The sequence below is a fragment of the Jiella soli genome, assembly GCF_020615385.1.
Classification (GTDB): Bacteria; Pseudomonadota; Alphaproteobacteria; order Rhizobiales; family Rhizobiaceae; genus VKMB-3413.
This window is the reverse complement of sequence record NZ_JAJAVB010000039.1, coordinates 85,074-110,236: the sequence shown is the minus strand read 5'-3', so window position 1 is coordinate 110,236 and position 25,163 is coordinate 85,074. Positions and strand designations below refer to the sequence as shown.

Sequence of the window (25,163 nt, the reverse complement as noted above, 5' to 3'; positions counted from 1 at the left end):
TCCCTGAGCGGCATAAACTTCCGGATCGACTGAAGAATGTCCGATATCCAGATCCTGCCGTTCACGACCGGCCATCTCGAAAGCGCCGTCGCGCTGTCACGCAACGAAGGCTGGCCGCATCGGGCCGAGGATTGGGCGCTGGTCGCCGAAATATCGAAGGCCTTCGTTGCCGCGGAAGGCGGGAGGGTCGTCGGCACGGCCTTCTGCACGCCGTTCGGGAGCGATCTTGCGATGCTGGACATGATCATCGTCGACGGAGCGATGCGCGGGCGCGGTCTCGGGCGTCGCCTGGTCGAGCGGGTCATGGCCGAGGCCGGCGACCGGTCGCTGCGGCTCGTCGCCACCGAGGCCGGACTGCCGCTTTATGCGAAGCTCGGCTTTGTCGAGGACGAACAGATCCTGCAGCATCAGGGCGAAGCCGCTGCCGTCCTCCGTCCGCAGGGCGTCACCGAAGTCGCCTCCGATGACTGGCCAGCGATCGTCGAGCTCGACCGGACCGCTTTTGGCGGCGACCGCACCTTGCTTTTCGAGCACTTGCAGGCCGTCGGCGAAGCGGTCGTGATGCGGGGCGAGGCGGGCCGGATTGCCGGCTTCGCCATCTGCCGGCCCTTCGGGCGCGGTTTCGTGGTCGGGCCGGTCGTCGCGCCGGACGCCGAAGCCGCCAAGCGCCTGATCGCGGCCTATCTTCACCGCCACGCCGGCAGCTTCGTCCGCGTCGATGTCCCGGCCTCCAGCGGCCTTGCGCCCTGGCTGGCCGAAAACGGGCTGGCTCACGTCGGCGGCGGCATGAAGATGGCTTCTCCCGTTCCCCGTTCCGCACCGTCGTCGAACGTCGTGCAGACCTTCGCCCTGGCCTCGCAGGCTCTCGGCTGATCCATTCCGGAGACACCACCATGCTCGCCAACTCGCTCGTCGAACTCGACAGACAGCATCTGATCCACCCGCTGAGCTCCTTCCGCGGTCATGAGCAGGGCGGGCTCCGCGTCCTTCGCTCCGCCAAGGGCGCGACGCTGACCGACAGCGAAGGCAATCAGCTGCTCGACGGCTTCGCCGGCCTGTGGTGCGTCAATGCCGGCTACGGCCATGAGAGCGTCGTCGAGGCGGCGGCCGAACAGATGCGGCGGCTTCCCTACGCGACCGGCTATTTCGACATGGGCTCCGAGCCGGCCATCCGCCTGGCGGCGGAACTCGCCGAGCGCGCGCCGGGCGATCTCGATCATGTCTACTTCACCCTCGGCGGGTCGGATGCGGTGGACAGCACGATCCGCTTCATCCGCTACTACAACCATGCCCGCGGCATGCCGCAAAAGGACCAGTTCATCTCGCTGTCGCAAGGGTTCCACGGCTCGTCGACGGCCGGGGCGGGTCTGACGGCGCTGCCCGGCTTTCATGCCGGCTTCGGCGTACCGTTCGGCTGGCAGCACAAGATCTCGTCGCACTACGTGTACCGCAATCCGGTGGGGCCGGATCCGGAGGCGATCATCGCGGCCTCGGTGGCCGAATTGCGGGCAAAGGTCGAGGAACTGGGCGCCGAGCGTGTGGCCGCGTTCTATGCCGAGCCGATCCAGGGATCGGGCGGCGTTCTCGTTCCCCCGCCTGGTTGGATGAAGGCGATGGCAAAGGTCTGCCGGGAGATGGACATCCTGTTCGTCGCCGACGAGGTCATCACCGCCTTCGGTCGCACCGGCCCGCTCTTCGCCTGCGAAGACGAAGACATCGTGCCTGACTTCATCACCGTCGCGAAGGGTCTCACCTCCGGCTATGCCCCGCTTGGCGCTGTCCTAATGGCCGATCACGTCTACCAGGTCATTGCCGAGGGCGCCGGCGAGGCCCTGATCGGCCACGGCTATACCTATTCCGGCCATCCGGTCAGCGCTGCCGTCGCGCTCGCCGTCCTCAGGCTCTACGAAGGCGGGCTTCTGGAGAACGGGCGCCGGGCCGGCGAGCGGCTGATGGCCGGCCTTCACGGCCTCGCCGACCATCCGCTGGTCGGTGACGTCAGGGGCCGCGGCATGCTCGCGGCGATCGAACTCGTCACCGACAAGGGCGCGAAGACGCCGCTGCCGGCGGCGGCCGAGGCGTCCCGGCGCATCTTCGACCGCGCCTATCGCAACGGCCTGATCGTGCGCGCCTTCGGCAGCGGCGCGATCGGCTTCGCGCCGCCCCTGTGCTGCACCCTCGACGAGATCGACGAGATGGTCGCGCGCACCCGCCGCGTCCTCGACGAAACGCTCGATGATCCGGACGTGGGCGCGGCGATGACAGGCGCCTGAGCGCATGGCGCTGCTCTACCTATCCAGCGCCGAACGGGCCGCGGTCTGGCGGCCGATCTTCCGGGACGCACTGCCGGACGTGCCGTTTGTCGAAGGCGAGGCCGCGGTCGCCGATCCGGCCAGCGTCCGCTTCATCGCCGCCTGGACGCTGCCTGATGGCATCATCGACCGCTATCCGAACCTTGAGATGATCCTCTCGGTCGGCGCCGGCGTCGACCAGTTCGACTTCGCCGCGCTGCCGGAGCATGTGACGGTGGCGCGGATGGTCACGCCGTCGATCGGCGCGATGATGCGCGACTATGCGCTCCTCGGCGTCCTTGCCATGCATCGGCAGTTGCCGCGCTACATTGCGCAGCAGCGAAGCAGGGTCTGGGAGGCTGGCCCGGTGGATCTCGCCAGCCGCCGCCGCGTCGGCGTGCTGGGGCTCGGGCAGCTCGGCCGCGCGACGCTCCACGCGCTCCTACCCCTCGGCTTTCCGCTGGCCGGCTGGTCGCGGACGCCGCGCACCGTCCAGGGCGTCGAAACCTTCCACGGTCCGGATGGCCTGCAGCCGTTTCTTGCGCGCAGCGACATCCTGGTCTGCCTGTTGCCGCTGACGCCCGAGACCCGGAACATTCTCGATGCGGATCTGTTCGCGGCGCTTCCGGAGGGTGCCTGCCTGGTGCATGCCGGCCGCGGCCGCCAGCTGGATCACGATGCGCTTCTGGCCGCCTTGGACAGCGGCCGGATGGGCGGCGTCTTCCTCGACGTGACCGAGCCGGAGCCTCTGCCGGCCGAGCATCGCCTGTGGAGCCATCCGAAGGTGATCCTGACGCCGCATGTCGCAACGGTAACCGATTTCGAGGAAGGTGCACATTGTGCGGTCGACTGTATCCGCGCGCAGTTGAACGCCCAGCCTGTGCCCGGCCGTGTCCACCGGTCCAAGGGCTATTGAATAGGCACTGCGGAAAATATCGCCATGCCGCGAATTTCAAAACAAAATGCCGCGGCGGCTGCGCGTTTCGGCTTTTCTTAAGTCGCAGTCCTGCGACAGTCTTGGAACGGAAGGCGGTCGCAGACAGCAGGAAGGCTGGAACAGCGCCAGATTACAAGCTCCGGATCCTGCGCATCGCCGCGTTTCGAAGGCGCGGACCGAAAACGGCTGGCGCGGAATAAAATGCCGAACGACATCCGCTTCTCCTGGCTCACGGACGGAGAGTATCTGGTGGACAGAGTGCTGACGCGTTTCAAGGTCCTGACCTTCGATGTCGTGGGGACGTTGATCGATTTCGAGGCGGGACTGACCGGTGGGCTCGAGGCCATTGCCGCCGAGCATGGCGTCCCGGTCGACGGCGAGGCGGCTCTGGCGATCTACCGCGACTGCCGTCGGGACCCAGAGGCTGGCAAGTTTCCGGACGACGTCGCCCGCTGCTACGAGATCATCGCCGACAAGACCGGCCTGCCGCGAGGAGCCGAATATGGCGCGCGGATGGTCGAAGCGGTCGCCGCCGCCCCGGCGTTCCCGGACAGCGTGGAAGCGCTTGCGAGGCTCGGCCGCCGCTTTCGGCTGGTGGCGATGACCAATGCCCAGCGCTGGGCATTCGAACGCTTCGGGGCGGAACTCGGCAATCCGTTCCACAAGGGCTTCACCACCGACGACACCGGCACCGAGAAGCCGGACCCGGCGTTCTTCGAATTCGTGCTGGCGGACCTCGGCTCGGAAGGTGTGGCCAAGGCAGACATCCTGCACGTGGCGCAGAGCCAGTACCACGACATCGGCATCTCGCGGCAGTTGGGGCTGACCAATTGCTGGATCGAACGACGGCATGGCCGGTCCGGCTATGGCGGCACGATCGCGCCGGAGAGCTTCACCGAGCCGGATTTCCATTTCACCTCGCTCGCCGCTTTGGCGGACGCCGTCGAGGCGCAGTGACACCTGAACCACGCCCACGCCTGGTAGCCACTTCCTGACACGAAAAGGGGTCGACGCATGAGCCATAAGACTGTGACGAACTGGACCGGTCGCGACGATGCGATGGTCGAGGATGCGCTCCGCCGCGGCGCCACCCGTCGCGACCTCCTGCGGCTCCTGATGGCGAGCGGGATTGGCCTGGCCGCCGGCGGCACGATCATCGGCCGCGCCAGCCAGGCCTGGGCCGACACGCCGAAATCCGGCGGCTCGATCACGGCGGCTGGCTGGTCGGCATCGACGGCCGACACGCTCGACCCCGCCAAGGGCTCGCTGTCGACCGACTATGTCCGCGCCTGCGCCTTCTACAATCGCCTGACCTTCCTGGAAGAGGGCGGCAGCATCCGCATGGAGCTCGCCGACAGGCTCGAGACGAAGGACGCCAAGACCTGGACCCTGACGCTGCGCAAGGGCGTGACGTTCCACGACGGCAAGCCCCTGACCACCGACGACGTCATCTACTCGCTGCAGCGCCACAAGGACCCCGCCGTCGGCTCCAAGGTCAATGCGATGGCCAAGCAGATGGAAAGCTTCAAGAAGGTCGACGACGGGACGATGGAGATCGTCTTGGCCGCGCCCAACGCCGACCTGCCGATCATCCTGTCGCTGCATCATTTCATGATCATCGCGGACGGCACGACCGACTTTTCGACCGCGAACGGGACGGGCGCCTTCAAATGCGAGGTGTTCGAGCCCGGCGTGCGGTCGGTCGGCGTGAAGAACGAGACCTATTGGAAGGACAAGCTGCCCTATCTCGACAGCTTCGAATTCATCGCGATCTCCGACGAGCCGGCCCGCGTCAACGCGCTTCTGTCCGGCGACATCGCGCTCGCCGCCTCGATCAACCCGCGCTCGATCCGCCGCCTCGACACGGTGAGCGGGGTGACGCTGTCGAAGACCACGTCGGGCAACTACACCGACCTCAATGTCCGGCTCGACGTCGATCCGGGCGCCAAGGCGGGCTTCGTCGAGGGCATGAAGTATCTGATCAACCGCGAAGTCATCCAGCGCTCGGTCATGCGCGATCTCGCCGTCATCGCGAACGATCAGCCGGTTTCGCCCAACGACCGCTATTACAACAAGGATCTGAAGCCCAGGGAATACGATCCCGAAAAGGCCAAGAGCCTGTTCCAGAAGGCCGGCGTGCTCGGCCGGTCGATCCCGATTGTCGCCTCCGATGCCGCCACCTCGTCGATCGACATGGCGACCGTCGTGCAGCAGGCCGGCCAGGAGATCGGCATGCCCTTCGACGTGCAGCGCGTGCCCTCCGACGGCTACTGGTCGAACTATTGGCTCAAGGCGCCGGTCCATTTCGGCAACATCAACCCGCGCCCGACGCCGGACATCCTGTTCTCGCTGCTCTACACCTCGGACGCCCCGTGGAACGAGAGCCACTACAAATCCGACAAGTTCGACAAAATGCTGGTCGAGGCGCGCGGCTCGCTCGACGAGGCCAAGCGCAAGGAGATCTACGACGAGATGCAGGTGATGATCTCCGAAGAGGCAGGGACGATCATCCCGGTGTGGATCTCCAATGTCGACGCGCTGTCCTCCAAGCTGAAGGGGCTGAAGCCGAACCCGCTCGGCGGCATGATGGGGTATGCATTCGCCGAATATGTCTGGCTCGACGCCTGACATCGCCATCACGGCCGGGCGAATTCCGCCCGGCCGTTCATGCATCCCGCCACAACGAGGCTGTCCGTCGCAATGAATGCCGTCATCGCCCGGCTCGTGCTGAAGCGGCTGGGAATCATGCTGATCTCCCTGGTCATCGTCGCCTTCGCGGTCTTCTTCGCGACCGAACTCCTGCCGGGAGACGTCGCGCAGATCCTTCTCGGCCAATCGGCGACGCCCGAGGCCGTGGCGGGGCTTCGGCATGCGATGCATCTCGACGAGCCGGCGATCCTGCGCTTCTTCCGCTGGCTGGGCGGCCTGGCGACGGGCGATCTCGGGCGCTCCTACGCCAACAACCGGGACGTCGCGGAGCTCGTCTCCGGCCGGCTCGTGAACTCGCTGGAACTCGCGGGCGTGACGACGCTGTTCTCCGTCCCGATCGCTCTGGCGCTCGGCATCACCGCGGCGATGTTCCGCGGCACGATCTACGACCGCATCGTCTCGGTCTTCACCGTCACCGTGATCTCGGTCCCCGAGTTCATGGTCGCCACCCTGGCCGTCCTGATCTTCGCCGTCTATCTCAGATGGCTTCCGGCGCTGTCCGTCGCGGCCGACGTGCACGGCATCGGCGAATTGCTCCGGATCTATGCGATGCCGGTCATCACGCTGTCCTTCGTCATCTCAGCGCAGATGATCAGGATGACGCGGGCTGCGGTGATCGACACTTTGAACACGCCCTATGTCGAGATGGCGCTGTTGAAGGGGGCTTCGCGCCGGCGCATGGTGCTGCGGCACGCTCTTCCCAACGCACTCGGGCCGATCGCCAATGCGGTGGCACTCTCTCTGTCCTACCTCCTCGGAGGGGTGATCATCGTCGAGACCATCTTCAACTATCCCGGCGTCGCCAAGCTGATGGTCGACGCGGTGTCGACGCGCGACCTGCCGCTGATCCAGTCCTGTGCGATGATCTTCTGCGTCAGCTACCTCCTCCTGATCCTGACTGCCGACGTCGTCGCGATCATGTCGAACCCGCGGCTGCGCAACCAATGACCCTGACTGCTCCAGCTGCCCGCCGCCTCGGCTTCCGGATGAATGCCGTCGGCGCCGTGGGCGCAGCGATCATCCTCTTCTGGATCGTCGTCGCGATCTTCGCGCCCCTGCTGAGCCCCTATCCGGTCGGCAAGATCGTCGACTTCGACTATTATGGCCCGATGTCCGCGAAGTTCTGGCTGGGGACCGACTATCTCGGGCGCGACATGCTCTCCCGCATCATGATGGGCGCGCGCTACACGGTCGGCATCTCGCTCGCCGGTGTCACCTTCGCCTGTTTCATCGGCGTGACGCTCGGCATGATCGCGGCGGTGGTCGGAGGCTGGTTCGACGCCGCTCTGTCCCGGTTCCTGGACGCGCTGAATTCCATTCCGTCGCTGATGTTCGGCCTCGTCGTCGTCGCCGCCGTCGGCAGTTCCCTGACGGTGCTGATCGTCACGCTCGCCGTGATCTATGCCCCGGGCAGCTATCGCTTCGCCCGCGCCCTCGCGGTGAACATCAATGCGATGGACTTCGTCACGGTCGCGCGGGCGCGGGGCGAGGGGATCGTCTACACCATCCGCGAAGAGATCCTGCCGAACATCGTCGGGCCCGTGCTCGCCGATCTGGGCCTGCGCTTCGTCTTCATCGTGCTTCTGCTCTCCGGCCTGTCCTTCCTGGGGCTCGGCGTGCAGCCGCCGGAGGCCGACTGGGGCGCGCTGGTGCGCGAGAACATCGGCGGGCTCTCCTTCGGCGCGCCGGCCGTGGTCTTTCCCTCGATCGCGATCGCCAGCCTGACGATCTCGGTCAACATGCTGATCGACAATCTGCCCCGGCGGATCCGCGACAGGAGCGAATGATGGGCAACGCCGTCGAGATCCGCGATCTGCACGTCACCGCAAGGACCGATTCCGGACGCCAAGTCGAGATCATCCGGGGCGTCGACCTCGACGTCGGCGAAGGCGAGATGGTTGCACTGATCGGCGAGAGCGGTTCCGGCAAGACGACGATCGCGCTGACGCTTCTTGGCCATACGCGCCCCGGCTGCTCGATCCGCCGAGGCTCGGTGCGCGTCGCGGGGCGGGACGTCGTCGCGATGACGACGGCGGAGCGGCGGCGGCTGCGCGGCCGGCAGGTCGCCTACGTCCCGCAGTCGGCCGCAGCTGCCTTCAACCCCTCGCAGACGATCATGGAGCAGGTCGTAGAGGTTGCCAAGATCCACGATCTGATGCCGATGGAGGCGGCCCGGCGAAAGGCGGTGAAGCTCTTCCGGGCGCTGGCGCTGCCAGAGCCGGAGACGATCGGCAAAAGGTTTCCGCATCAGGTGTCGGGCGGCCAGCTGCAGCGTCTTGCGGCCGCGATGGCCCTGATCGGCGATCCCGAGGTGATGGTGTTCGACGAGCCAACCACGGCGCTGGACGTCACCACCCAGATCGAGGTGCTGCGAGCGTTCAAGTCGGTCATGCGCCAGCGCGGCATGGCGGGCGTCTATGTCTCCCACGACCTCGCCGTCGTCGCGCAGATCGCCGACCGCATCGTCGTCCTGAAGGGCGGCGAGGTCCAGGAGGTAGGGTCAACCGAGCAGATCGTCACGGCGCCGACGCACGGCTACACCAAGGCGCTGATCGCGGCATTCCATCCGACGTCCCACGATCTCGCCGGCAAGGGCGGCGCCGAGCCCGAGACGGCCGTTCTTGAGGTGTCGAACCTATCGGCGGGCTATGGCGAGATCGACAGGAACGGCTACCCGAAATATCTCGCCCTGAAGGACATCGGCTTCCGCCTGGAGCGGGGGAAGAGCCTCGGCGTGATCGGCGAATCCGGCAGCGGCAAGTCGACGCTGGCGCGGGCGATCGCCGGCCTTCTGCCGCCGGCGTTCGGCGAGATAAGGTTGGATGGAGTGCAACTCGCGGGGCGGACGAAGGACCGCTCGAAGGAGGATCTGCGCAAGCTGCAGATCGTCTTCCAGCTGGCCGACACCGCGCTCAATCCCAATCGGCCCGTTGGAACCATCCTGGCGCGCCCGCTGGCCTTCTACCACGGCATGAAAGGTGGCGAACGCGAGGCGGAGGTCGACCGGCTACTCGACATGGTCCGGCTGCCGCGGGCGCTGAAACACCGGCTGCCGTCGGAACTGTCGGGCGGCCAGAAGCAGCGGGTCAACTTTGCCCGAGCACTCGCAGCCAAGCCGGATCTGATCCTGTGCGACGAGATCACCTCGGCGCTCGACACGGTGGTCGCTGCGGCGGTGCTCGATCTCCTCGACGAATTGCAGCGCGAACTCGGCCTGACCTACATGTTCATCAGTCACGACCTGTCGACGGTGGAGGCGATCTGCGACCGGGTCCTGGTGATGTATCAGGGCGAGAAGGTGGAGGAGATGCCGACCTCGCGCATGAAGTCGGGCGCCGAGCATCCCTATTCGAAGCTCCTGATCGCTTCGGTCCCGCAGCTCGACACGGGCTGGCTGGACGGCCTGCGGCAGGATCCGGTTGTGACCGACGCGATGAGCGGCCGCTGAACGCCCGGCGGTCGGCATGCGGCTGCTCGCCCGTACTCCGTCACCAATGCGCCGGGCCCGCGACGGCTAGGCCGGGACCTTGTCGGCGAAGAGATTGTTCAGCGGCAGGTGGTTCTTGATGAACGGCGACTTGATCACCACGAAGCTGAAATATTTGTCGATGCCGACGTCCTGGTCGAGCAGGTTTTCGATGATCGTCTGATAGTGCACGATGCCGGCGGTGATGAATTTCAGCAGATAATCGTAGCCGCCGGACACCAGATGGCATTCGACGCAGGCGTCGATCTTGCGCACCGCCGCCTGGAAGCGGTCGAAGTCGACATGCCGATGGTTCTTCAGCGTCACCTCGGTGAAGACGGTCAGAATCTCCCCGAGCTTGCCGATGTCGATCTGGGCGGAGTAGCCGGTGATGTATCCGGCGGCCTGCAGCCGCTTCATGCGCGTCAGGCAGGGGCTGGGAGACAGGTTCACCAACTCGGCGAGCTCCACATTGGTGATGCGCCCGTTCTTCTGAAGCTCGCACAGGATCTTCACGTCGATCATGTCGAGCTTCATCCGCGTCCCGTTGGTAAGCATGGTCTCTCCGCTGCAAGGCCTACGGCAGATAATTCCGCCAGCTTGAGCCGACTCGGTGCCACTGACAAGCCGATATCGGACCAGCCGATTGAAAATGAACTACCGCGTTCCCGGTCGAAGGCGGCAGATCATGCCGAGCCACGCCGCCGATCCGTCGACCCTTCATGCGCCGTCCCCGCTAGATTGGCGCGAGCGTCAGGAGTCGAGACATGCCCGCCCCACTGGTCACCATCCAATCCTCCACGCATCTGCCTGCGCAAGCCGACGTGGTCGTCATCGGCGGCGGCATCGTCGGGGCCTGCGCAGCCTATTTCCTGGCGCGCCGTGGGCTCCAGGTGGCTCTTGTCGAGAAGGGCCGCATCGGCGCCGAGCAGTCCAGCCGGAACTGGGGCTGGTGCCGGCAGCAGAACCGCGATGCGCGCGAACTGCCGATGGCGACGCAGAGCCTGTCGCTGTGGGAAGAAATTTCCGCCGAAACCGGCGCGGATCTCGGCTTTCGGCGCTGTGGCCTGCTCTATCTCTCCGACGACGAGGCCGAAATCGCCGGCTGGGCGAAATGGCGCGACTTCGCGGCAACGCAGGGCGTCACCACGCACATGCTGACGGCGGCGGAGGCGAGCGCGCGCGGTGCGGCCACCGGCAAGCCCTGGAAGGGCGGGGTGTTCTCGCCGAGCGACGGCATCGCCGATCCCGCCCGCGCGGCGCCGATGATCGCCGCCGCCGTGATCGGGCGCGGCGGCACGGTGCACCAGTTCTGCGCCGCCCGCGGACTGGAGACGGAGGGCGGCAAGATCTCGGCCGTCGTGACCGAGCACGGCACCATCCGCACCCGCCAGGTCGTGCTCGCCGGCGGCGCCTGGGCCTCCTCCTTCTGCCGGCAGCTCGGGATCGCCTTCCCGCAGTCCTCGGTGCGCTCGCCGATCCTCTCGGTGATGCCGGGCGCCAAGGGGATCCCGGATGCGCTGCATACGTCCGCGGTGTCGGTGACGCGGCGCGGCGACGGCGGCTACACGCTCGCCGTCTCCGGCCTGGCGAGCATCGACCCGACGCTGCAGCAGCTGCGCTTCGCCCGCAGCTTCCTGCCGATGTTCGCCAAGCGCTGGCGGGTTCTTTCGCCCGGCAATCTGTCCGGCCTCAAGGCCGGCCACGAGACGCTGAAGCGCTGGGCGCTCGACCAGCCGACGCCGATGGAGAGGATGCGCATCCTCGATCCGCGGCCCTCGCGCCGGGCGATCGAGATGATCCTCGAACGGGCGCGGCAGCTGCTGCCGGAACTTGCGACGATCCCGATGCAGGCCGCCTGGGCCGGCTATATCGATTCGACGCCCGACGGTGTGCCCGTGATCGATCCGGAGGCGGGACCCGAGGGTTTCCTGCTCGCGGCCGGCTTTTCCGGACATGGCTTCGGGATCGGCCCCGGCGCGGGACGCCTCATCGCCGATCTCGTCGCCGGAGACAGGCCGAGCGTCGCGCATCGCCAATACGCCCTGTCGCGCCTTTCGCGCGGCGCCTGGGGCAAGGTCTCCGAATTCTGATGGCGTCCCTCTCATGCGGCCGCGAAGCGGGCGATGCAGTAGGGCGCGATCGGGGTGGGGGTCTCGCCGGTGGCGATCAGCTCCGCCATGACGTCGCCGACGCCCGGGCCGAGCTGGAAGCCGTGGCCGCAAAAGCCGAAGGCGTGGAAAACGCCGGGTGCGGTGCGGCTCGGTCCCATCACCGGCAGCATGTCGCCGGTATAACCTTCGCAGCCGGACCATGTCCGGATGACCTGCACCCTGGCGATGGCCGGGCAGAGCCGCGCCAGTTGCGGCAGCTGCGCCAGCGTGTTGGCGGGGTCGACCTTGGCGTGGCCGGGGTCCAGCGCCACCGGTTCGCGCTTGCCGCCGCCGAAGACGATGTTGCCGCGTTCCACCTGACGGAAATAGACCCCTTCCGCCTTCACCCGCGACCAGATTCCGACCACCGGCAGAATGCGGTGGGGCAGGGGCTCCGTCACGCCCATCTGCGGCCCGTAGGCCTCGATCGGCACAGGCTCGCCCAGCCTCTCCGCCAGCCTTGCGCCCCAGGCGCCGGCCGCATTGAGGACCGCGTCGGCGGGGAAGGTCCCGCGCGCGGTCTCGACCCGGAGCCCGTTGCCGCTGCTTTCGATTGCCGTCACCGGACAGTCTTCGGCGATCTCGGCGCCGAGGCGCGCGGCCGCCCGGGCGAAGGCCGGCGCGATCAGCCGCGGATTGGCCGAGCCGTCCTCAGGCGAGAAGGAGGCGGCGATGGCGCCCGGCCCGGCCCAGGGAAACCGGGCGCGCAGCTCGTTGCGTCCGAGGATCTCCAGCGTCAGGCCCAAGGGGGCGGCGTCGCGGGCGAAGGCTTCCATGTCGGCGACCGCGCCCTCGTCGAAGGCGAAGCGGACATGACCGGTGGCGCGGAACTCGACATCCTCGTCCAGAAGCGCGAGGGTCTCGCCCCAGAGCGCCCGCGAGCGATGCGCCAGCGGCAGCTGTGGCAGGTGGCGCCCCTGGCGGCGGATGTTCCCGAAGCTCGCATTGGTCGCCGCCTGACCGACGCGGTCGCGCTCGATCAGCGTCACGCCGATCCCGCGACGCGCGAGGAAGAATGCCGTCGCCGCGCCCATCAATCCACCGCCGACGATGACGACCCGCATGGCGTACCTCCTCGCTTCCGATCTGACCGACGAGCTTCGCCGCCATCGGCCCCGCTGTCCAATCGCACTTGCGGCTGCAGGCATAAGGGCGCCCTATGGGCCCGGGGGCGGAGGTAAGGCATGCGCGCACGTCAGCTCGAGGTGTTCTGCGCGGTCATGCGGGCCGGCACCGTGACCGGCGCGGCACGGGCGCTGAACATCTCGCAGCCGGCACTGAGCCAGGTTCTTCTGCACGCCGAGGACGAGCTCGGATTTCGCCTGTTCGAGCGGGTGAAGGGCCGTCTCGTCCCGACGCTCGCCGCCGAGGAACTCTATCCGGAGGCTCAGCACGTCTTCGCTGGGCTCGACGCATTGCGGCGACGAACCGAGGACATGCGCAAGGGCCGCACCGGCCTCGTGCGCCTCGCCGCATCGCCGCCGCCGGCGATCGGCCTCGTTCCCGCCGCCCTGCAACGCTTCCGCGGCGACCGGCCCGACGTGACGGTGCGCTCGATGATCGCGCCGGTCGAGACGCTGGTGCCGATGGTGCTCGGCGGCGATGCCGAACTCGCCGTGGCCATGGACGACGGGCCGCGGCCGGGGCTCGACATCGAGACGGTCGGCCGGGCCGGGATCGTCTGCGTCATGCCGGCCGGCCACGCGCTGGCGGGCCGCGAGCCTCTGGATTTCGCGGCGATCGGCGACTTTCCGCTGATCTCCTATCGCCAGGACACGCGCCCCGGCCGCGAACTTGCTCGCATGGCCGGGGCGGCGGGGCTGGCCTATCGGCCGGACATCGAGATCGACGTCTCGCTCTCCGCCATGGCGTTTGTCCAGCAGGGGCTCGGGATCGCGCTCGTCGACGGCCTTCTGCCGTGGCGAAAGTTCGAAGGTGTCGAGGCGCGGCCGTTCGCCGCCGATTTCCAGCTTCCGGTCGCGATCCTCACCCGCACCGATCGCGCGCTGTCGGCGGCCTCGGACCGCCTGCGCGATCATCTGCGGGCGGTGTGCGCCGCGATCTCGGGTTCGCCCCCATAAGTCCGGCCTATGCGAGATGCGCGCATCCGACTTGGACGCCGGGCGCGGCCGGCGGCATCGTGCCGGAACGGACAAAAGGGGCGGTGCAAATGGCTTGGAAGATCGGCGTCGACATAGGCGGGACCTTCATCGACTTCTGCGCGCTCGAGCAGGACGAGCAGCGTCTGGTGACGCTGAAGGTCCTGACGACGCCGGACGATCCCGGCCGCGAACTCCTGACCGGCATCGAGCGGCTGCGGGAGACGGAGGGCGTCGTACCGGAGGCGATCGAAGCTTTCGTTCACGGGACCACCATCGGCCTCAACACCGTCATCCAGCGCAAGGGCGCCCGGCTGGCGCTGATCACCAATGCCGGCTTCGAGGATGTGGTGGAGCTCGCGCGGCTGCGGCTGCCGGACATGTATTCGCTGTTCTGCGCGCAGCCGGAGCCGCTGGTCCAAAGGGACATGATCTTCGGCATTTCCGGGCGCATGCTCGCCGACGGCAGCGAAGCGGCAGGGCTCGCGCCCGGCGATCTCGGGCCGATCGTCGGGGCCGCCCGCGCCAGGGGCGCCGAGGGTTTCATCGTCTCGCTGCTGCACGCCTATGTCGCGCCTTCGCACGAACGGGCTGTGAAGCGGGAGATCGAGCGGCTGGCTCCGGACCTCTTCGTCTTCACCTCGTCCGAGGTCTGGCCGGTAATCCGCGAATACGAGCGCTCGGTGACGACGATCCTCAACGGCTACGTCCATCCGCGCGTCGCCGGCTATCTGAGCGGGCTGGAAGCGGCGCTCGCTTCGCGCGGCGTTCCGGCACGCCCGCTCCTGACCAAGTCCAACGGCGGTCTGATGAACGCCGCCGAGGGCAAGACGGCCTGCGTCAACATGCTCCTGTCGGGCACGGCCTCCGGCGTGATCGGCGCGGCCTATCTCGCCCGGCAGGCAGGGCTCGGGAACGTCTTGACGCTCGATGTCGGCGGCACCTCCGCGGACCTCGCGCTGATCATCGACGGCGAACCGCAGTTCGGCACCGGCGAGGCGGTCGGCGAGTTTCCGCTCTACATCCCCTCCGTCTCCGTCAGCTCGATCGGCATCGGCGGCGGTTCGGTCGCCCGGGTCGACGAGTTCGGCGTCCTGAAGGTCGGGCCGGAAAGCGCCGGATCTATCCCCGGTCCCGCCTGCTACGGCCGCGGCGGCGACGAGGCGACGATCACCGATGCGATGGCGGTGCTCGGCATCCTCGGCCAGGCGCCGATGGCCTACGGCCAGTTCCAGCTGGACCGAGACCTGGCCGTGCGCGTCGTCGAAAGGCTCGCGAAGCGGCTTGGCCGCACCGCCGAGGAGACGGCCGAGGCGATCCTCGACGTCGCGGTCTCCGAAATGTTCGTCGAGGTGGAGAAGCTCGCATCGCGGGCGGGCGTCGACCTGCGCGATTTCACGCTGATGCCGTTCGGCGGCGGCGGGCCGATGCTCGGCTGCTTCCTCGCCCGCGAGATCGGCGTGACGCGGATCGTCGCCCCGCGCCGGCCGGGCGTCGTCAGCGCGCTCGGTGGCCTCGTCGCCGATCTGAAGGGCGACTTCATCCGCACGGTCTTTTCCCCTTGCGAGGATCTCGCGATGCCGTCGCTGGAGCAAAGCCTCGAAGAGCTGACCGCCGAGGGAGAAACCTGGCTGCGCGAGGGTCAGCAATTTGCCGGCCGGATCCGCACCGAACTCTTCGCCGACATGCGCTATGCCGGCCAGTCGTTCGAGATCGAGGTGCCGGTCGCGCGGCGCTGGATCGAAGCGGGCGACGCGGCGGCGATACGCGATGCCTTCCACCGGCAGCACCGTGCGGTCTACGATTTCGACGATCCCTCCGGCGCGGCGGAAATCGTCAACCTGCGGCTCGTCGCGATCGGCGAGAGCGACCCGGTCGAGTTTCCGGCGTCGGCGCCTGCGGACCAGCCGGCTTCATCGGTGCGGGACATCTCGGTCTTCCTTGCGGGCAAGTGGCTGAGCGTCCCGCTCTATCTGCGCGCGGACCTTGAGGCGGGCGCGACATTCGCCGGCCCGGCCGTGGTCGCGCAGGAGGACACCACGCTTGCCGTTCCCGCGGGGCTTTCGGCGCGCGTCGACGCCTTCCTCAACATTCATCTGGAAGCGGCGGAGTAAGTCCGAGATGTTCGACGCGGTCACCCTGCAGGTCCTCGCCAATCACAGCCGCGCCGCGGCCGAGAACATGGCGCGCACGCTGTTTCGCACGGCCCATTCGGCCTTCGTCAAGGAGACCCAGGATTTCACGGTGATGCTGCTCGACCCCGGCGGCAGAACCTTCGCCGTGCCGCTGGACCTCGGCGCGACCTGGTATCCCGGTCTCACCTTCGGCCGGGCGATCGACATGATCGACGACTACCGGCCCGGGGACGTCGCCTTCACCAACGATCCCTATAGCGGCCACGTCGCCACGCACGCGCCGGACACGCATCTGTGGAAGCCGGTGTTCCACGAAGGCGAGATCGTCGCCTGGAGCGCAGGCCATATCCACAACACCGACATGGGCGGGGCGGTGCCGGCCTCGCTCTCGCGCTCCCTGACAGAGATCCATCAGGAGGGGCTTCGCTTCCCGCCGATGAAGCTGATGAAGGAAGGCGTCTTCGACGAGCAGATCCTCTCCATCATGACGACGAATGTCCGCAAGCCCGACCTGAACATCGGCGATATCAAGGCGCTGGTCGGCGCGCTCGCCACCGGCGAGCGCAAGATCCTGGCGATGATCGAGAAGTTCGGCATCGCCACGTTCCGCGAGGGGCTCGCCGGCCTGCTCGACTATGCCGAGGCGCAGGCGCGCGGCGTGTTGTCGGTCATTCCCGACGGCCGCTACGTCTTTTCCGACTATGCCGACGAGGACAGCGTCGATGGCAATCCCTGCCGCCTCCACCTGACGCTGACGATCGAGGGCGAAGATGCGATCCTCGACTTCACCGGCTCCGATCCGCAGCTCGCCTCCAGCCTCAACGTGCCGTCCGGCGGCGATCCGCGCCACACCATCCTGCTCGTCGGCATCTACTACGTGCTCTACACGCTGAAGCCGGGCATCCTGTTGAACCAGGGCCTGACGCGACCCTTCACCTGCATCGCGCCGGAGGGCACCGTCCTCAATCCGCAATTTCCCGCCGCCGTGGGGATGCGCAGCCTGACCTGCGCGCGGCTGCGCTCGGTGATCTTCGGCGCCTTCTCGCAGGCCGTGCCGGAGAGAATGCCGGCCGCTCCCGCCGGCAACAACTGCATCGTCAACGTCATGACCACCGACGAGCGGCGCAAGCGCACGGTGATCGCCGCGGTGAACCCCGTCGTCGGCGGCGGCGGCGCGATGCCGCATCGCGACGGCTCCAACGGTTCCGGAGCCGATGCCGCCTATCTGAAGAACACGCCGATCGAGATCACCGAAGCGGAAACGCCGATCCGCTTCGTGCGCTACGGCCTGAAGCCCGACAGCGGCGGGGCCGGCCGCTGGCGCGGCGGGTTGGCGACGGAGATGGCGTTCCAGGTGTTCGCGCCGGACACGCGCATCACCGCCCGCAACCGCGATCGGTCGTTCTTTCGGCCCTGGGGCGTGCTCGGCGGCCGTGCCGCCGGTCTGTCGGACATGGCGGTCAATCCCGGTACCCCGGAGGAAAATCGCCTCGGCAACACCGACATCGCCGTCCTGCAGCCGGGCGATATCCTGTCGATCCACTCCGCCGGCGGCGGCGGGCGCGGCGATCCCTTCGAGCGCGAGGCCTGGCGCGTCGCGCTCGACGTCGCGCGGGGCTATGTCGGCGAGGCGGCCGCCCGCGACGATTACGGCGTCGTAATCCGCGACGGCCGGCTGGATGAAGACGCGACGCAGGCGCTGCGGGCAGGGCGCACCCGGCCGGAGCCCGTGCCGCACTTCCATTTCGGCCCGGAGCGCGAAGGCTATGAACGCGCATGGACCAGCGCCGCCTATGACGCGCTGACCGCGATCCTGATGGCCCTGCCGGTGCACTGGCGCTTCTTCGTCAAGACGCAGATCTTCGCCGCGCGCCGGGCGGCGGCGGAGCCGGTCGCTGTCGCCGAGGCTTATCGCCGGGTGCGCGCGCGCTTTCCGCAGGTGCCCGATGTCGGGGACGCAAAAGGATGATCCGGCCACGCTTCGTCAGGCTGGCCGAGACCGGCCGGCCTGCCGTCCGCTTCCGGCTCGACGGGCGCGACGTCGCAGCGCTTGAGGGCGACACGGTGCTGACCGCCGTCCTGATGAACGCGGGCAGTCTGAGACGGTCCGAATTCGGCGATGGTCCGCGGGCGGGCTTCTGTCTGATGGCAGCGTGCCAGGACTGCTGGATATGGACGGAGGAGGGCGGGCGCCTGCGCGCCTGCGACACGGCGGTGGCCGAGGGCATGGCGCTGCTGACCGCCCCGCCGCAGGAGACGACATGGCCGACCAGCGCATCGTGATCGTCGGCGCCGGGCCGGCCGGCTGCCGGGCGGCCGAAAGGCTCGCCGCCTCGGGCCTCAGACCGACGGTGATCGACGAGGCACCGGCCGCCGGCGGACAGATCTATCGGCGCCCGCCCGCCGGCTTCGGGCGGACGGCCGAAACCCTCTACGGATCGGAGGCCGGAAAGGCGAAGAAGCTGCATGCCGCCTTCGATGGTCTGGCAGATCGGGTCGACTATCGTCCGGGCACCAGCGTCTGGGGCCTCGCCGGCAACCGCTTGTTCCTGCGGCGCGGCGGCTGTGCCGAGGTCCTCTCCTTCGACCGGTTGATCCTGGCGACGGGCGCGACCGACCGGGTGATGCCGGTGCCGGGCTGGACCCGGCCGGGCGTCTATACGCTGGGGGCCGCCCAGATCGCGCTGAAGGCGCAAGGCGTGGCGATCGGTTCGCCGGTCGTGTTCCTCGGTTCGGGGCCGCTGCTCCTCCTGGTCGCGTATCAATATGCCAGCGCGGGCGCGGCGGTTGCCGCGGTGTTGGACACCTCGCGGCTCCGCGACCAGGTGACGGCTCTGCCGCGGCTGGCAGCCCGGCCGCGGCTTCTGGCACGGGGCATCGCCCTGCGGCGCGGCTTGCGGCGAATGGGTGTCTGCCTGCACCAGGGCGTTCGCCCGGACGAGATCCTCGGCGACGAAACAGGTGTGACGGGCGTTCGCTGGCGTGACGCCGGGGGCATCTCGCATCGGACCGAGGCGAGCGCCGTGGGTCTGGGTTGGCATCTGCGCTCCGAAACCCAGCTGGCTCAACTCGCCGGCTGCGACCTCGCCTTCGACCCCGTCTGGCGACAGTGGTCCCCCGTGGTCGATGCGATGGGACGGTCCGGACGTCCGGACGTCTATCTCGCCGGCGACGGGACCCGCATCCTCGGCGCGGATGGTGCGGAAGTGGCGGGGCGCCTTGCGGCCCTTGCTCTCCTGCAGGATGCGGGTCTGCCGGCTTCACCGACCGAAGTTCACAATCTCCTGCGGCTTCGTAAACGGCTGGACCGGTTTTCGCGCGGAGTCTCGCGCGCCTTTCCCTGGCCGGCAAAAGCATGCGCCGCGCTTCCCGATGAGGCGATCCTATGCCGCTGCGAAGCCGTGACCGCCGGCGCGTATCGGCAAACGCTGAAGCGATCCGGCGCTGGCGAACTCAACCGGGCAAAGGCACAGTCACGCGTCGGCATGGGCCGCTGCCAAGGTCGCTATTGCGGGGCCGCCGCGGCGGAGATCGTCGCGCAGGCGGGCGGGGACGTGGCCGATGCCGGATGGCTTCGTCCGCAGGCGCCGGTCAAGCCGCTGCCGGCGAACGCGTCTATTCCCGAGCTTTGAGAGGCTGACCCGACGCCAGCAAAAGCGGACGGATATCGGGACGATCGGTGCAGATGCGCCAACTCCGGCGCTGCGCAGATTCCGTGTCTGTCGCCAAGGGGAAAGAATTCGTCGGCGACCTGCGCAATCCGCATCGAGCGTGCGGCTCCTGCGGATCTAGCTCCTTGTGTCAGCGGTGCGGAGAGTGGCGAGGCTGCGGCGACGCCGTTCGCGTCGCCTTCTGAGGAAGGCTTCGCTGGTGCGGACCGAGATCGGTCCTGCCTGCGAAAGCAGAGGAGCGTCGGCGGCCATCCTGGCCGCATTGTTACGTGGCGGTCCGGCAGGGCACGGCTTTCGCTTCGACCGTCCCCTACGCGATTTCTTGGGCAATTGAACACTGTACAATATCGCGCGGCTTCGCTATGCCTGTGCGATACGGTCTTGCAGTGCATGACGCTCAAAATTGTCATCGCCACAGGGAGCGCGCAGATGCGGAAGCGGATTTCATGACGGAACCCTGCGATCTTCCCGCGGTGGCGGCGCGCCGCCTGATCGGCCGCAAGCAGCTGTCGCCGGTCGACCTCGTCGAAAGCTGCATCGCTCGGATCGAGGCGGTCGATCCCGCCATCAACGCCTTCGTCGCGCGCGACTTCGACCGAGCCAGAGGCGTCGCCCGCGAGCATGAGGCGGCGGTGATGCGCGGCGGTCGGCTCGGGCCGCTGCACGGGCTTCCCCTCGGGGTCAAGGACATGGTCAACGTAGAGGGGCTGGTGACCTCCTTCGGCAGCCCGGCCCATCGCGACAATGTTGCGGCGGGCGACGAGCGCCTGGTGGCGGTCCTGAAGGCGGCCGGCGCGGTCGTCATGGGCAAGACCAATGTTCCCGAATGGGGCGCCGGCGGCAATTCCCGCAATGCCGTCTACGGCACCACCGGCAATCCGTTCGACCCGTCGAAGAACGCCGCCGGCTCCTCCGGCGGCTCGGCGGCCGCATTGGCGACCGGCATGGTTCCGCTTGCGACCGGTTCGGATACCGGCGGCTCGCTTCGAAATCCAGCCGCCTATTGCGGCATCGTCGGCTTTCGTCCGACCGCCGGCCTCGTCCCCTCGGAACTGCGCGGCATGGCCTGGCTGCAGCTTTCGACGCTCGGACCCATGGGCCGCACCGTCGAGGACGTGGCTCTGATGCTGTCGACGATCGTCGGCGACGACAAGCGCGATCCGCTGGCCAGGACCGTCCATGGCGAGCCCATGACGGGCCTGGATCGCTTCGCCAGGCTTCCGAGCGTGGATCTCTCCTCGCTGAAAACCGCCTATACAAGCGATTTCGGCTTTGCCCCCACGGAGAAGGCGCTTGCCGCCGCATTTTTTGAAAAGCTCGACGGGTTCAAGTCCGTCTTCAAGGCGGCCGATGCCGCGCATCCCGACTGCAGCGGCGCCGACGACGCCTTCGCCCGGCTGCGGGCGGTTCTGTTCCTGGGACCGCATCGGCGGCTGATGGAAAAGGATCCGGGCCTCGTGGGCGAAAACGTCCGCCTGAACGTCGAGGAGGGCCTTGGCTATTCGGCGGCCGACATCGCCCAGGGCTTCGAGCTGCAGACCGCGCTCTACCGCCGCTGGCAGGCCTTCTACGACGAATACGACTTCGTCGTCTCGCCGGCCGTCACGCTCAGCCCGCGTCCCTGGACCGAGCTTTATCCGACGGCAATCGATGGCGCGCCGACGCGCAGCTATTACCATTGGCTGGCGATGGCCTACGCGCCGACGCTGGCCGGTCATCCGGCGATCAGCCTTCCCGTTGGCCTTGATCACGCCGGCATGCCGTTCGGGCTGCAGATCGTCGGTCCGCGCGGCGGCGATCTGGTTCTGCTCGCCATGGCGGCGGAGCTCGAAAGCCTGCTCGCCGCCGACCCCGCGCTCAAGCGGCCGGTCCCCGACATTGCTCGGCTGAAGGCCGCGCCGCCGATCGCCGGAATGCCGGGCTTCATGCCGGCAGCCGGTACTGCCGGCAGCGTGTAATCTCCTCAAACACTTCGGGAACAGCTCCATGGCGATGCAATCCGGTGTAGCCTCGAATGCCATCGCAATCGCTCTGGAAGAGGTCGAGCGGCGCTACCGGGACCGGAACCCGGAGAGCCAGGCGCTCCTTCAGCGGGCGGCGGCGGTGATGCCGGGCGGGAACACGCGATCCTCCCTGTGGTCGGACCCGTTCCCGCTCTACTTCGTCTCGGGCGAGGGCTGCCGTGTCGAGGACGCCGACGGCCACACCTATGTCGACCTTCTGGGAGAGTTCACCGCCGGCATCTTCGGGCACTCCTCGACGGTGCTGAAGGACGCCGTCTGCGCCGCGCATTCGAACGGCATCAATCTGTCCTCGCACAATCGGTACGAGGTGCGCCTCGCGGAACTCCTGACGTCCCGCTTTCCGTCGATGGACCTCCTGCGCTTCTGCAACTCGGGAACCGAAGCCAATCTGATGGCGGTCGCGCTCGCCAAGATCGCAACGGGCAGAGAGCGCGTCGTCGTGTTCGAGAGGGGCTACCATGGCGGGCTCCTGACCTTCGGTGCGGCCAGCGCCAAGGTCAACGCGCCGCATGACTTCGAGATTCTCCCCTATGACGACGTCGACGCGGCAAGGGCGCTTTTCGAAACGGAAGGGGCGGAGATCGCCTGCGTCCTGGTCGAGCCGATGCAGGGTGCCGGCGGCTGCCGGGTGCCCTCTCCGGCGTTTCTTCAGGCGCTCCGGGACCTGACCGCCGAACACGGCGCCGTCCTGATCTTCGACGAAGTCCAGACGGCCCGCATGGGGGACGGCGGGATGCAGAAGCGCCTGGGGATCATCCCGGATCTGACGACCATCGGGAAGTTCTTCGGCGGGGGCCTGGGCTTCGGATGCTTCGGCGGCCGGCGGGCGCTGATGGAGCGGCTCGACCCGCGCCGGCCCGACGCGGTCTCCCATGCCGGCACCTTCAATAACAATACGCTGACGATGGCCGCCGGGATCGCCGCGGCAGAGCATTATCTGACAGCGGCAAACCTGGATGCGCTATTCGAACGCGGGGAAGCGCTGCGTGCGCGCCTTGAGGCGCTGTTTGCGAACCGGAACGCGCCCTTCACGGTGACGGGTATGGGCTCGATCATGAACATCCATGGGCAGGCCGCCGACCCGGCGGACGCCACGCGGCTTCTCAAGCTCGCGCATTTCGCCCTCGCCGAGCGCGGCTATTACTTCGCCTCGCGCGGGCTGATCGCCCTGTCGCTGGCGGTCGGCGATACCGAGATCGACGGCTTCCTGGACGCGATGGGCGCCTTCCTCGACGACTGTTCGAGCGTGCTCGAATCCGTCGACTGGAGTGCGTGACATGGCCTCGTTCAGCAATCTGACGGGCAAGGTCCAGACCGTCACCGGCCCGATCGACCCGAGCGAACTTGGTATGACGCTGATGCACGAGCATCTGGCGATCGACCTCAACGCGCCGCGGTTTCGCACCGAGACGGTCCCGGACGGCGTCTCGGACGCGCCGATCGATCTGTGCAACTGCTTTCGGGCCCGCTACGGTCAGGGCTATTTCCGCGACAACTTCCGCCTCGACTGCCAGGACGTCGTCACGGACGAACTCCGCGAGATGCGCCGGGCGGGCGGCCGGACGGTGGTCGATCTCACCGTCGGCGGGCTCGCCCCGCGGCCCGAGCATCTGCGCCGAATGGCGCAGGACGCCGACGTCCAGATCGTCATGGGCTGCGGCTACTATGTCGACGAGTACCAGCCGGCCGAGAACGCCGGCAGATCGGTCGACGACTTCGCGGCGCTGATGATCGCGCAGCTTCTCGAAGGCGCTTGGGATACCGACGTCAAAGCCGGCATCATCGGCGAAATCGGCTGCCAGTCACCCTGGACCGACAAGGAAAAGCGGGTGATGCGCGGGGCGATTGAAGCCCAGAGGGCGAGCGGCGCCGCGCTCAACGTCCATCCCGGACGCCACGAAGACCAGCCGCAGGAGGTGGCGGATTTCGTGCGGGCGGCGGGTGGCCCGATGGACCGGCTGATCATCAGCCATATCGACCGCACGATCTTCGATGCCGATCGCCTCTTCCGGCTGGCCGATACCGGCTGCGTCCTCGAATACGACCTCTTCGGCTGGGAGGAGAGCCACTACGCTCCCAATCCGGACATCGACCTGCCGAACGATGCGATGCGGCTCAAATGGCTGAAGATGCTGATCGAACGCGGCCATCGCGACCAGATCCTGATCAGCCACGATATCTGCACCAAGGGCCGGCTGGAGCATTTCGGCGGGCACGGCTACCAGCACATCTTCGCCAATGTCGTGCCGCTGATGCGCCGGCGCGGCTTCAGCGAGGAGGACATTCGCACGATCCTCGTCGAGACGCCGAAACGCCTGTTGACCTTCGTCTCGCCGAGCTGAGAACCGGGGGTTCGTCGGCTTTCGCTGTAACGCGAGAAAACTCGGTCAGATCGCCTTCAGCCGGGTCGGGGCGAGCATGCGCGCGAGCGGGTCTTCGGCGCCATCCATTGCGTCCGCGAGGAGCGCGGCAGTGGTCGGTCCGAGCGTGAAGCCCTGATGCCCATGGCCGAAATTCATCCACAAGCCGGGATGGCGTGGTGCCTCGCCGACGAGCGGCAGCATGTCCGGCAGGCAGGGCCGCGTCCCGTGCCACGGCGTGTCTTCCACCCGTTTGCCGAGAGGCAGGAGTTCGCGGACGGCAGCCTCGGCGACGGCCAGCTGCCGCGGCGCCGAAGGGGCGCCCATCGCCGTCAGCTCGGCGCCGGTCGCGATCCGCAGCCCGGTCCTCATGGGGGACAGAACCACCCCGCTGGCGACGTCCATCATCGGCAGGTTCAGGGTCGGCTCGCAGGCGTAATGGGCGTGGTAGCCGCGCTTTTTCACCATGTGGATGCGGTAGCCGAACCGGCGGAGGAGATCCGGCGACCACGGCCCGAGAGCGACGACGACGTTCCGCGCCGAAACCGGTCCGTCGCGCGTCTCGATCCGCCAGCCCTTGCCCTCAGAACGGAGCGACAGGGCGTCGCCGGTCGTGATGGTTCCGCCGCGCCGCTCGAAGAGCTCCGCATAGGCCGTCACAAGTCCGCCCGGGTCGGAACAGGTCCACGAGTCCATCCAGTGCACGGCACCGGCAAGCGGACGCTCGAGAACCGGTTCCGCCGTCGCGAGCTCGGCGCCGCCCAGTCGTCTCGCGCGAACGCCATAGTCGCGGTCGAGCCTCTCGGCCTCCGTCCACGCCGCGTCGAGCGCCGCCTCGCTGCGATAGGCCTGGCGAAAGCCTTCTCGCTTGATCTGGTTATCGGCGCCCGCCGCAGCGACGAGCGGTGCGTGGTCGGTCGTCGCCCGTTCCACCAGTTTGGAATAGGCAGCCGAGATCGCCTGGTGGCGGCTCGGCGCGGAATGCCAGAAATAGCGGGCTAGGCTTCCCGCGACGCCCGGCAGGGCCCGCAGGCTGTAGCGCACGGAGTTGTCGCGGTTGAGCGCGATCTGGAAGAGCGTCGCCAGATCCCGGGGCATCGCGTAGGGCTCGACCGCCTCGGCCTGGATGATCCCGGCATTGCCGTAGCTGGTTTCGCGCCCCGGCTCGCGGCGGTCGACGAGCAGGACCGACCGGCCCCGCGCCTGAAGCGCCAGAGCCGAGGACACGCCGACCATGCCGGCCCCGAGGACGATCACATCGGCCATCTGACTGTCGCTCATGGTTGCAAACGCGCTCTGGGCTTGGTGTTAAACCGCC

The 25,163-nt window shown here is 67.9% G+C and carries 20 protein-coding genes; 17 read left to right on the top strand and 3 right to left on the bottom strand.

Going from position 1 to position 25,163, the window contains the following annotated elements:
- Positions 1 to 36 precede the first annotated feature (36 nt).
- From LH400_RS23270 to LH400_RS23235, 8 genes are all read left to right on the top strand, one after another.
- Positions 37 to 873: a GNAT family N-acetyltransferase gene (locus tag LH400_RS23270; RefSeq protein ID WP_229155855.1), complete on the top strand. Its 837-nt coding sequence runs from the start codon at positions 37 to 39 to the stop codon at positions 871 to 873.
- Between the two features lie 20 nt (positions 874 to 893).
- Positions 894 to 2,273 (top strand): aspartate aminotransferase family protein, encoded by a 1,380-nt coding sequence (locus tag LH400_RS23265; protein WP_229155854.1) that lies wholly within the window; start codon positions 894 to 896, stop codon positions 2,271 to 2,273.
- 4 nt (positions 2,274 to 2,277) lie between these two features.
- Positions 2,278 to 3,207 carry a 2-hydroxyacid dehydrogenase gene (locus LH400_RS23260; protein WP_229155853.1) on the top strand — a complete coding sequence of 310 codons (930 nt, stop codon included), beginning with the start codon at positions 2,278 to 2,280 and terminating at the stop codon, positions 3,205 to 3,207.
- Between the two features lie 222 nt (positions 3,208 to 3,429).
- Positions 3,430 to 4,185, top strand: a complete 756-nt coding sequence (locus tag LH400_RS23255; RefSeq protein ID WP_229155852.1) for an HAD-IA family hydrolase — start codon at positions 3,430 to 3,432, stop codon at positions 4,183 to 4,185.
- Between the two features lie 57 nt (positions 4,186 to 4,242).
- The gene (locus LH400_RS23250; RefSeq protein ID WP_229155851.1) at positions 4,243 to 5,856 is read left to right on the top strand and encodes an ABC transporter substrate-binding protein; all 1,614 of its coding nucleotides are present in this window, start codon (positions 4,243 to 4,245) and stop codon (positions 5,854 to 5,856) included.
- 72 nt (positions 5,857 to 5,928) lie between these two features.
- A complete protein-coding gene (locus LH400_RS23245; RefSeq protein WP_229155850.1) occupies positions 5,929 to 6,885 on the top strand; it encodes an ABC transporter permease in 957 nt (318 codons plus the stop codon).
- The gene (locus tag LH400_RS23240) at positions 6,882 to 7,724 is read left to right on the top strand and encodes an ABC transporter permease (protein WP_229155849.1); all 843 of its coding nucleotides are present in this window, start codon (positions 6,882 to 6,884) and stop codon (positions 7,722 to 7,724) included. The genes LH400_RS23245 and LH400_RS23240 overlap by 4 nt, the downstream gene beginning before the upstream one ends.
- A complete protein-coding gene (locus LH400_RS23235; RefSeq protein WP_229155968.1) occupies positions 7,724 to 9,385 on the top strand; it encodes an ABC transporter ATP-binding protein in 1,662 nt (553 codons plus the stop codon). The genes LH400_RS23240 and LH400_RS23235 overlap by 1 nt, the downstream gene beginning before the upstream one ends.
- A gap of 66 nt (positions 9,386 to 9,451) precedes the next feature.
- On the opposite strand, the gene LH400_RS23230 is transcribed toward LH400_RS23235, so the two are convergent.
- Positions 9,452 to 9,940, bottom strand: coding sequence for an Lrp/AsnC family transcriptional regulator (locus LH400_RS23230; protein ID WP_229155967.1), 489 nt, complete (start codon positions 9,938 to 9,940; stop codon positions 9,452 to 9,454).
- Between the two features lie 230 nt (positions 9,941 to 10,170).
- On the opposite strand from LH400_RS23230, the gene LH400_RS23225 reads away from it, so the two are divergent.
- Entirely contained in the window at positions 10,171 to 11,496 is a 1,326-nt protein-coding gene (locus tag LH400_RS23225) for an NAD(P)/FAD-dependent oxidoreductase (RefSeq protein ID WP_229155848.1), read from the top strand.
- A gap of 11 nt (positions 11,497 to 11,507) precedes the next feature.
- On the opposite strand, the gene LH400_RS23220 is transcribed toward LH400_RS23225, so the two are convergent.
- Positions 11,508 to 12,620 carry an NAD(P)/FAD-dependent oxidoreductase gene (locus tag LH400_RS23220; RefSeq protein ID WP_229155847.1) on the bottom strand — a complete coding sequence of 371 codons (1,113 nt, stop codon included), beginning with the start codon at positions 12,618 to 12,620 and terminating at the stop codon, positions 11,508 to 11,510.
- A gap of 120 nt (positions 12,621 to 12,740) precedes the next feature.
- Between LH400_RS23220 and LH400_RS23215 the strand changes: the two genes are divergently transcribed.
- The 8 genes from LH400_RS23215 (at position 12,741) to LH400_RS23180 (ending at position 23,827) form a co-directional block, all read left to right on the top strand.
- Positions 12,741 to 13,637 carry a LysR family transcriptional regulator gene (locus LH400_RS23215; RefSeq protein WP_229155846.1) on the top strand — a complete coding sequence of 299 codons (897 nt, stop codon included), beginning with the start codon at positions 12,741 to 12,743 and terminating at the stop codon, positions 13,635 to 13,637.
- Positions 13,638 to 13,726: 89 nt separating this feature from the next.
- Complete coding sequence (locus LH400_RS23210) at positions 13,727 to 15,769, top strand: hydantoinase/oxoprolinase family protein (RefSeq protein WP_229155845.1); 2,043 nt, start codon at positions 13,727 to 13,729, stop codon at positions 15,767 to 15,769.
- Positions 15,770 to 15,776: 7 nt separating this feature from the next.
- A complete protein-coding gene (locus tag LH400_RS23205) occupies positions 15,777 to 17,759 on the top strand; it encodes a hydantoinase B/oxoprolinase family protein (protein ID WP_229155844.1) in 1,983 nt (660 codons plus the stop codon).
- Positions 17,756 to 18,073, top strand: coding sequence for a (2Fe-2S)-binding protein (locus tag LH400_RS23200; protein WP_229155843.1), 318 nt, complete (start codon positions 17,756 to 17,758; stop codon positions 18,071 to 18,073). Before LH400_RS23205 ends, LH400_RS23200 begins: the two co-directional genes overlap by 4 nt.
- The gene (locus tag LH400_RS23195; RefSeq protein WP_229155842.1) at positions 18,052 to 19,422 is read left to right on the top strand and encodes an FAD/NAD(P)-dependent oxidoreductase; all 1,371 of its coding nucleotides are present in this window, start codon (positions 18,052 to 18,054) and stop codon (positions 19,420 to 19,422) included. Before LH400_RS23200 ends, LH400_RS23195 begins: the two co-directional genes overlap by 22 nt.
- Positions 19,423 to 19,907: 485 nt before the next feature.
- On the top strand, positions 19,908 to 21,419 hold the full coding sequence (locus LH400_RS23190; protein WP_229155841.1) for an amidase: 1,512 nt from the start codon (positions 19,908 to 19,910) through the stop codon (positions 21,417 to 21,419).
- A 28-nt stretch (positions 21,420 to 21,447) separates the two neighbouring features.
- On the top strand, positions 21,448 to 22,761 hold the full coding sequence (locus LH400_RS23185; protein WP_229155840.1) for an aspartate aminotransferase family protein: 1,314 nt from the start codon (positions 21,448 to 21,450) through the stop codon (positions 22,759 to 22,761).
- Position 22,762: 1 nt separating this feature from the next.
- Complete coding sequence (locus tag LH400_RS23180) at positions 22,763 to 23,827, top strand: phosphotriesterase family protein (protein WP_229155839.1); 1,065 nt, start codon at positions 22,763 to 22,765, stop codon at positions 23,825 to 23,827.
- A 45-nt stretch (positions 23,828 to 23,872) separates the two neighbouring features.
- Here the strand turns inward: LH400_RS23180 and LH400_RS23175 are convergent, their stop codons facing one another.
- Positions 23,873 to 25,111 carry an NAD(P)/FAD-dependent oxidoreductase gene (locus LH400_RS23175; protein WP_229155966.1) on the bottom strand — a complete coding sequence of 413 codons (1,239 nt, stop codon included), beginning with the start codon at positions 25,109 to 25,111 and terminating at the stop codon, positions 23,873 to 23,875.
- Positions 25,112 to 25,163 lie beyond the last annotated feature (52 nt).

What these genes read in the sequence shown, in the direction of transcription:
- LH400_RS23270 (WP_229155855.1), top strand. Translation starts at nt 37, where the DNA reads ATGTCCGATATCCAGATCCTGCCGTTCACGACCGGCCATCTCGAAAGC.
- LH400_RS23265 (WP_229155854.1), top strand. Translation starts at nt 894, where the DNA reads ATGCTCGCCAACTCGCTCGTCGAACTCGACAGACAGCATCTGATCCAC.
- LH400_RS23260 (WP_229155853.1), top strand. Translation starts at nt 2,278, where the DNA reads ATGGCGCTGCTCTACCTATCCAGCGCCGAACGGGCCGCGGTCTGGCGG.
- LH400_RS23255 (WP_229155852.1), top strand. Translation starts at nt 3,430, where the DNA reads ATGCCGAACGACATCCGCTTCTCCTGGCTCACGGACGGAGAGTATCTG.
- LH400_RS23250 (WP_229155851.1), top strand. Translation starts at nt 4,243, where the DNA reads ATGAGCCATAAGACTGTGACGAACTGGACCGGTCGCGACGATGCGATG.
- LH400_RS23245 (WP_229155850.1), top strand. Translation starts at nt 5,929, where the DNA reads ATGAATGCCGTCATCGCCCGGCTCGTGCTGAAGCGGCTGGGAATCATG.
- LH400_RS23240 (WP_229155849.1), top strand. Translation starts at nt 6,882, where the DNA reads ATGACCCTGACTGCTCCAGCTGCCCGCCGCCTCGGCTTCCGGATGAAT.
- LH400_RS23235 (WP_229155968.1), top strand. Translation starts at nt 7,724, where the DNA reads ATGGGCAACGCCGTCGAGATCCGCGATCTGCACGTCACCGCAAGGACC.
- LH400_RS23230 (WP_229155967.1), bottom strand. Translation starts at nt 9,940, where the DNA reads ATGAAGCTCGACATGATCGACGTGAAGATCCTGTGCGAGCTTCAGAAG.
- LH400_RS23225 (WP_229155848.1), top strand. Translation starts at nt 10,171, where the DNA reads ATGCCCGCCCCACTGGTCACCATCCAATCCTCCACGCATCTGCCTGCG.
- LH400_RS23220 (WP_229155847.1), bottom strand. Translation starts at nt 12,620, where the DNA reads ATGCGGGTCGTCATCGTCGGCGGTGGATTGATGGGCGCGGCGACGGCA.
- LH400_RS23215 (WP_229155846.1), top strand. Translation starts at nt 12,741, where the DNA reads ATGCGCGCACGTCAGCTCGAGGTGTTCTGCGCGGTCATGCGGGCCGGC.
- LH400_RS23210 (WP_229155845.1), top strand. Translation starts at nt 13,727, where the DNA reads ATGGCTTGGAAGATCGGCGTCGACATAGGCGGGACCTTCATCGACTTC.
- LH400_RS23205 (WP_229155844.1), top strand. Translation starts at nt 15,777, where the DNA reads ATGTTCGACGCGGTCACCCTGCAGGTCCTCGCCAATCACAGCCGCGCC.
- LH400_RS23200 (WP_229155843.1), top strand. Translation starts at nt 17,756, where the DNA reads ATGATCCGGCCACGCTTCGTCAGGCTGGCCGAGACCGGCCGGCCTGCC.
- LH400_RS23195 (WP_229155842.1), top strand. Translation starts at nt 18,052, where the DNA reads ATGGCCGACCAGCGCATCGTGATCGTCGGCGCCGGGCCGGCCGGCTGC.
- LH400_RS23190 (WP_229155841.1), top strand. Translation starts at nt 19,908, where the DNA reads ATGACGGAACCCTGCGATCTTCCCGCGGTGGCGGCGCGCCGCCTGATC.
- LH400_RS23185 (WP_229155840.1), top strand. Translation starts at nt 21,448, where the DNA reads ATGGCGATGCAATCCGGTGTAGCCTCGAATGCCATCGCAATCGCTCTG.
- LH400_RS23180 (WP_229155839.1), top strand. Translation starts at nt 22,763, where the DNA reads ATGGCCTCGTTCAGCAATCTGACGGGCAAGGTCCAGACCGTCACCGGC.
- LH400_RS23175 (WP_229155966.1), bottom strand. Translation starts at nt 25,111, where the DNA reads ATGGCCGATGTGATCGTCCTCGGGGCCGGCATGGTCGGCGTGTCCTCG.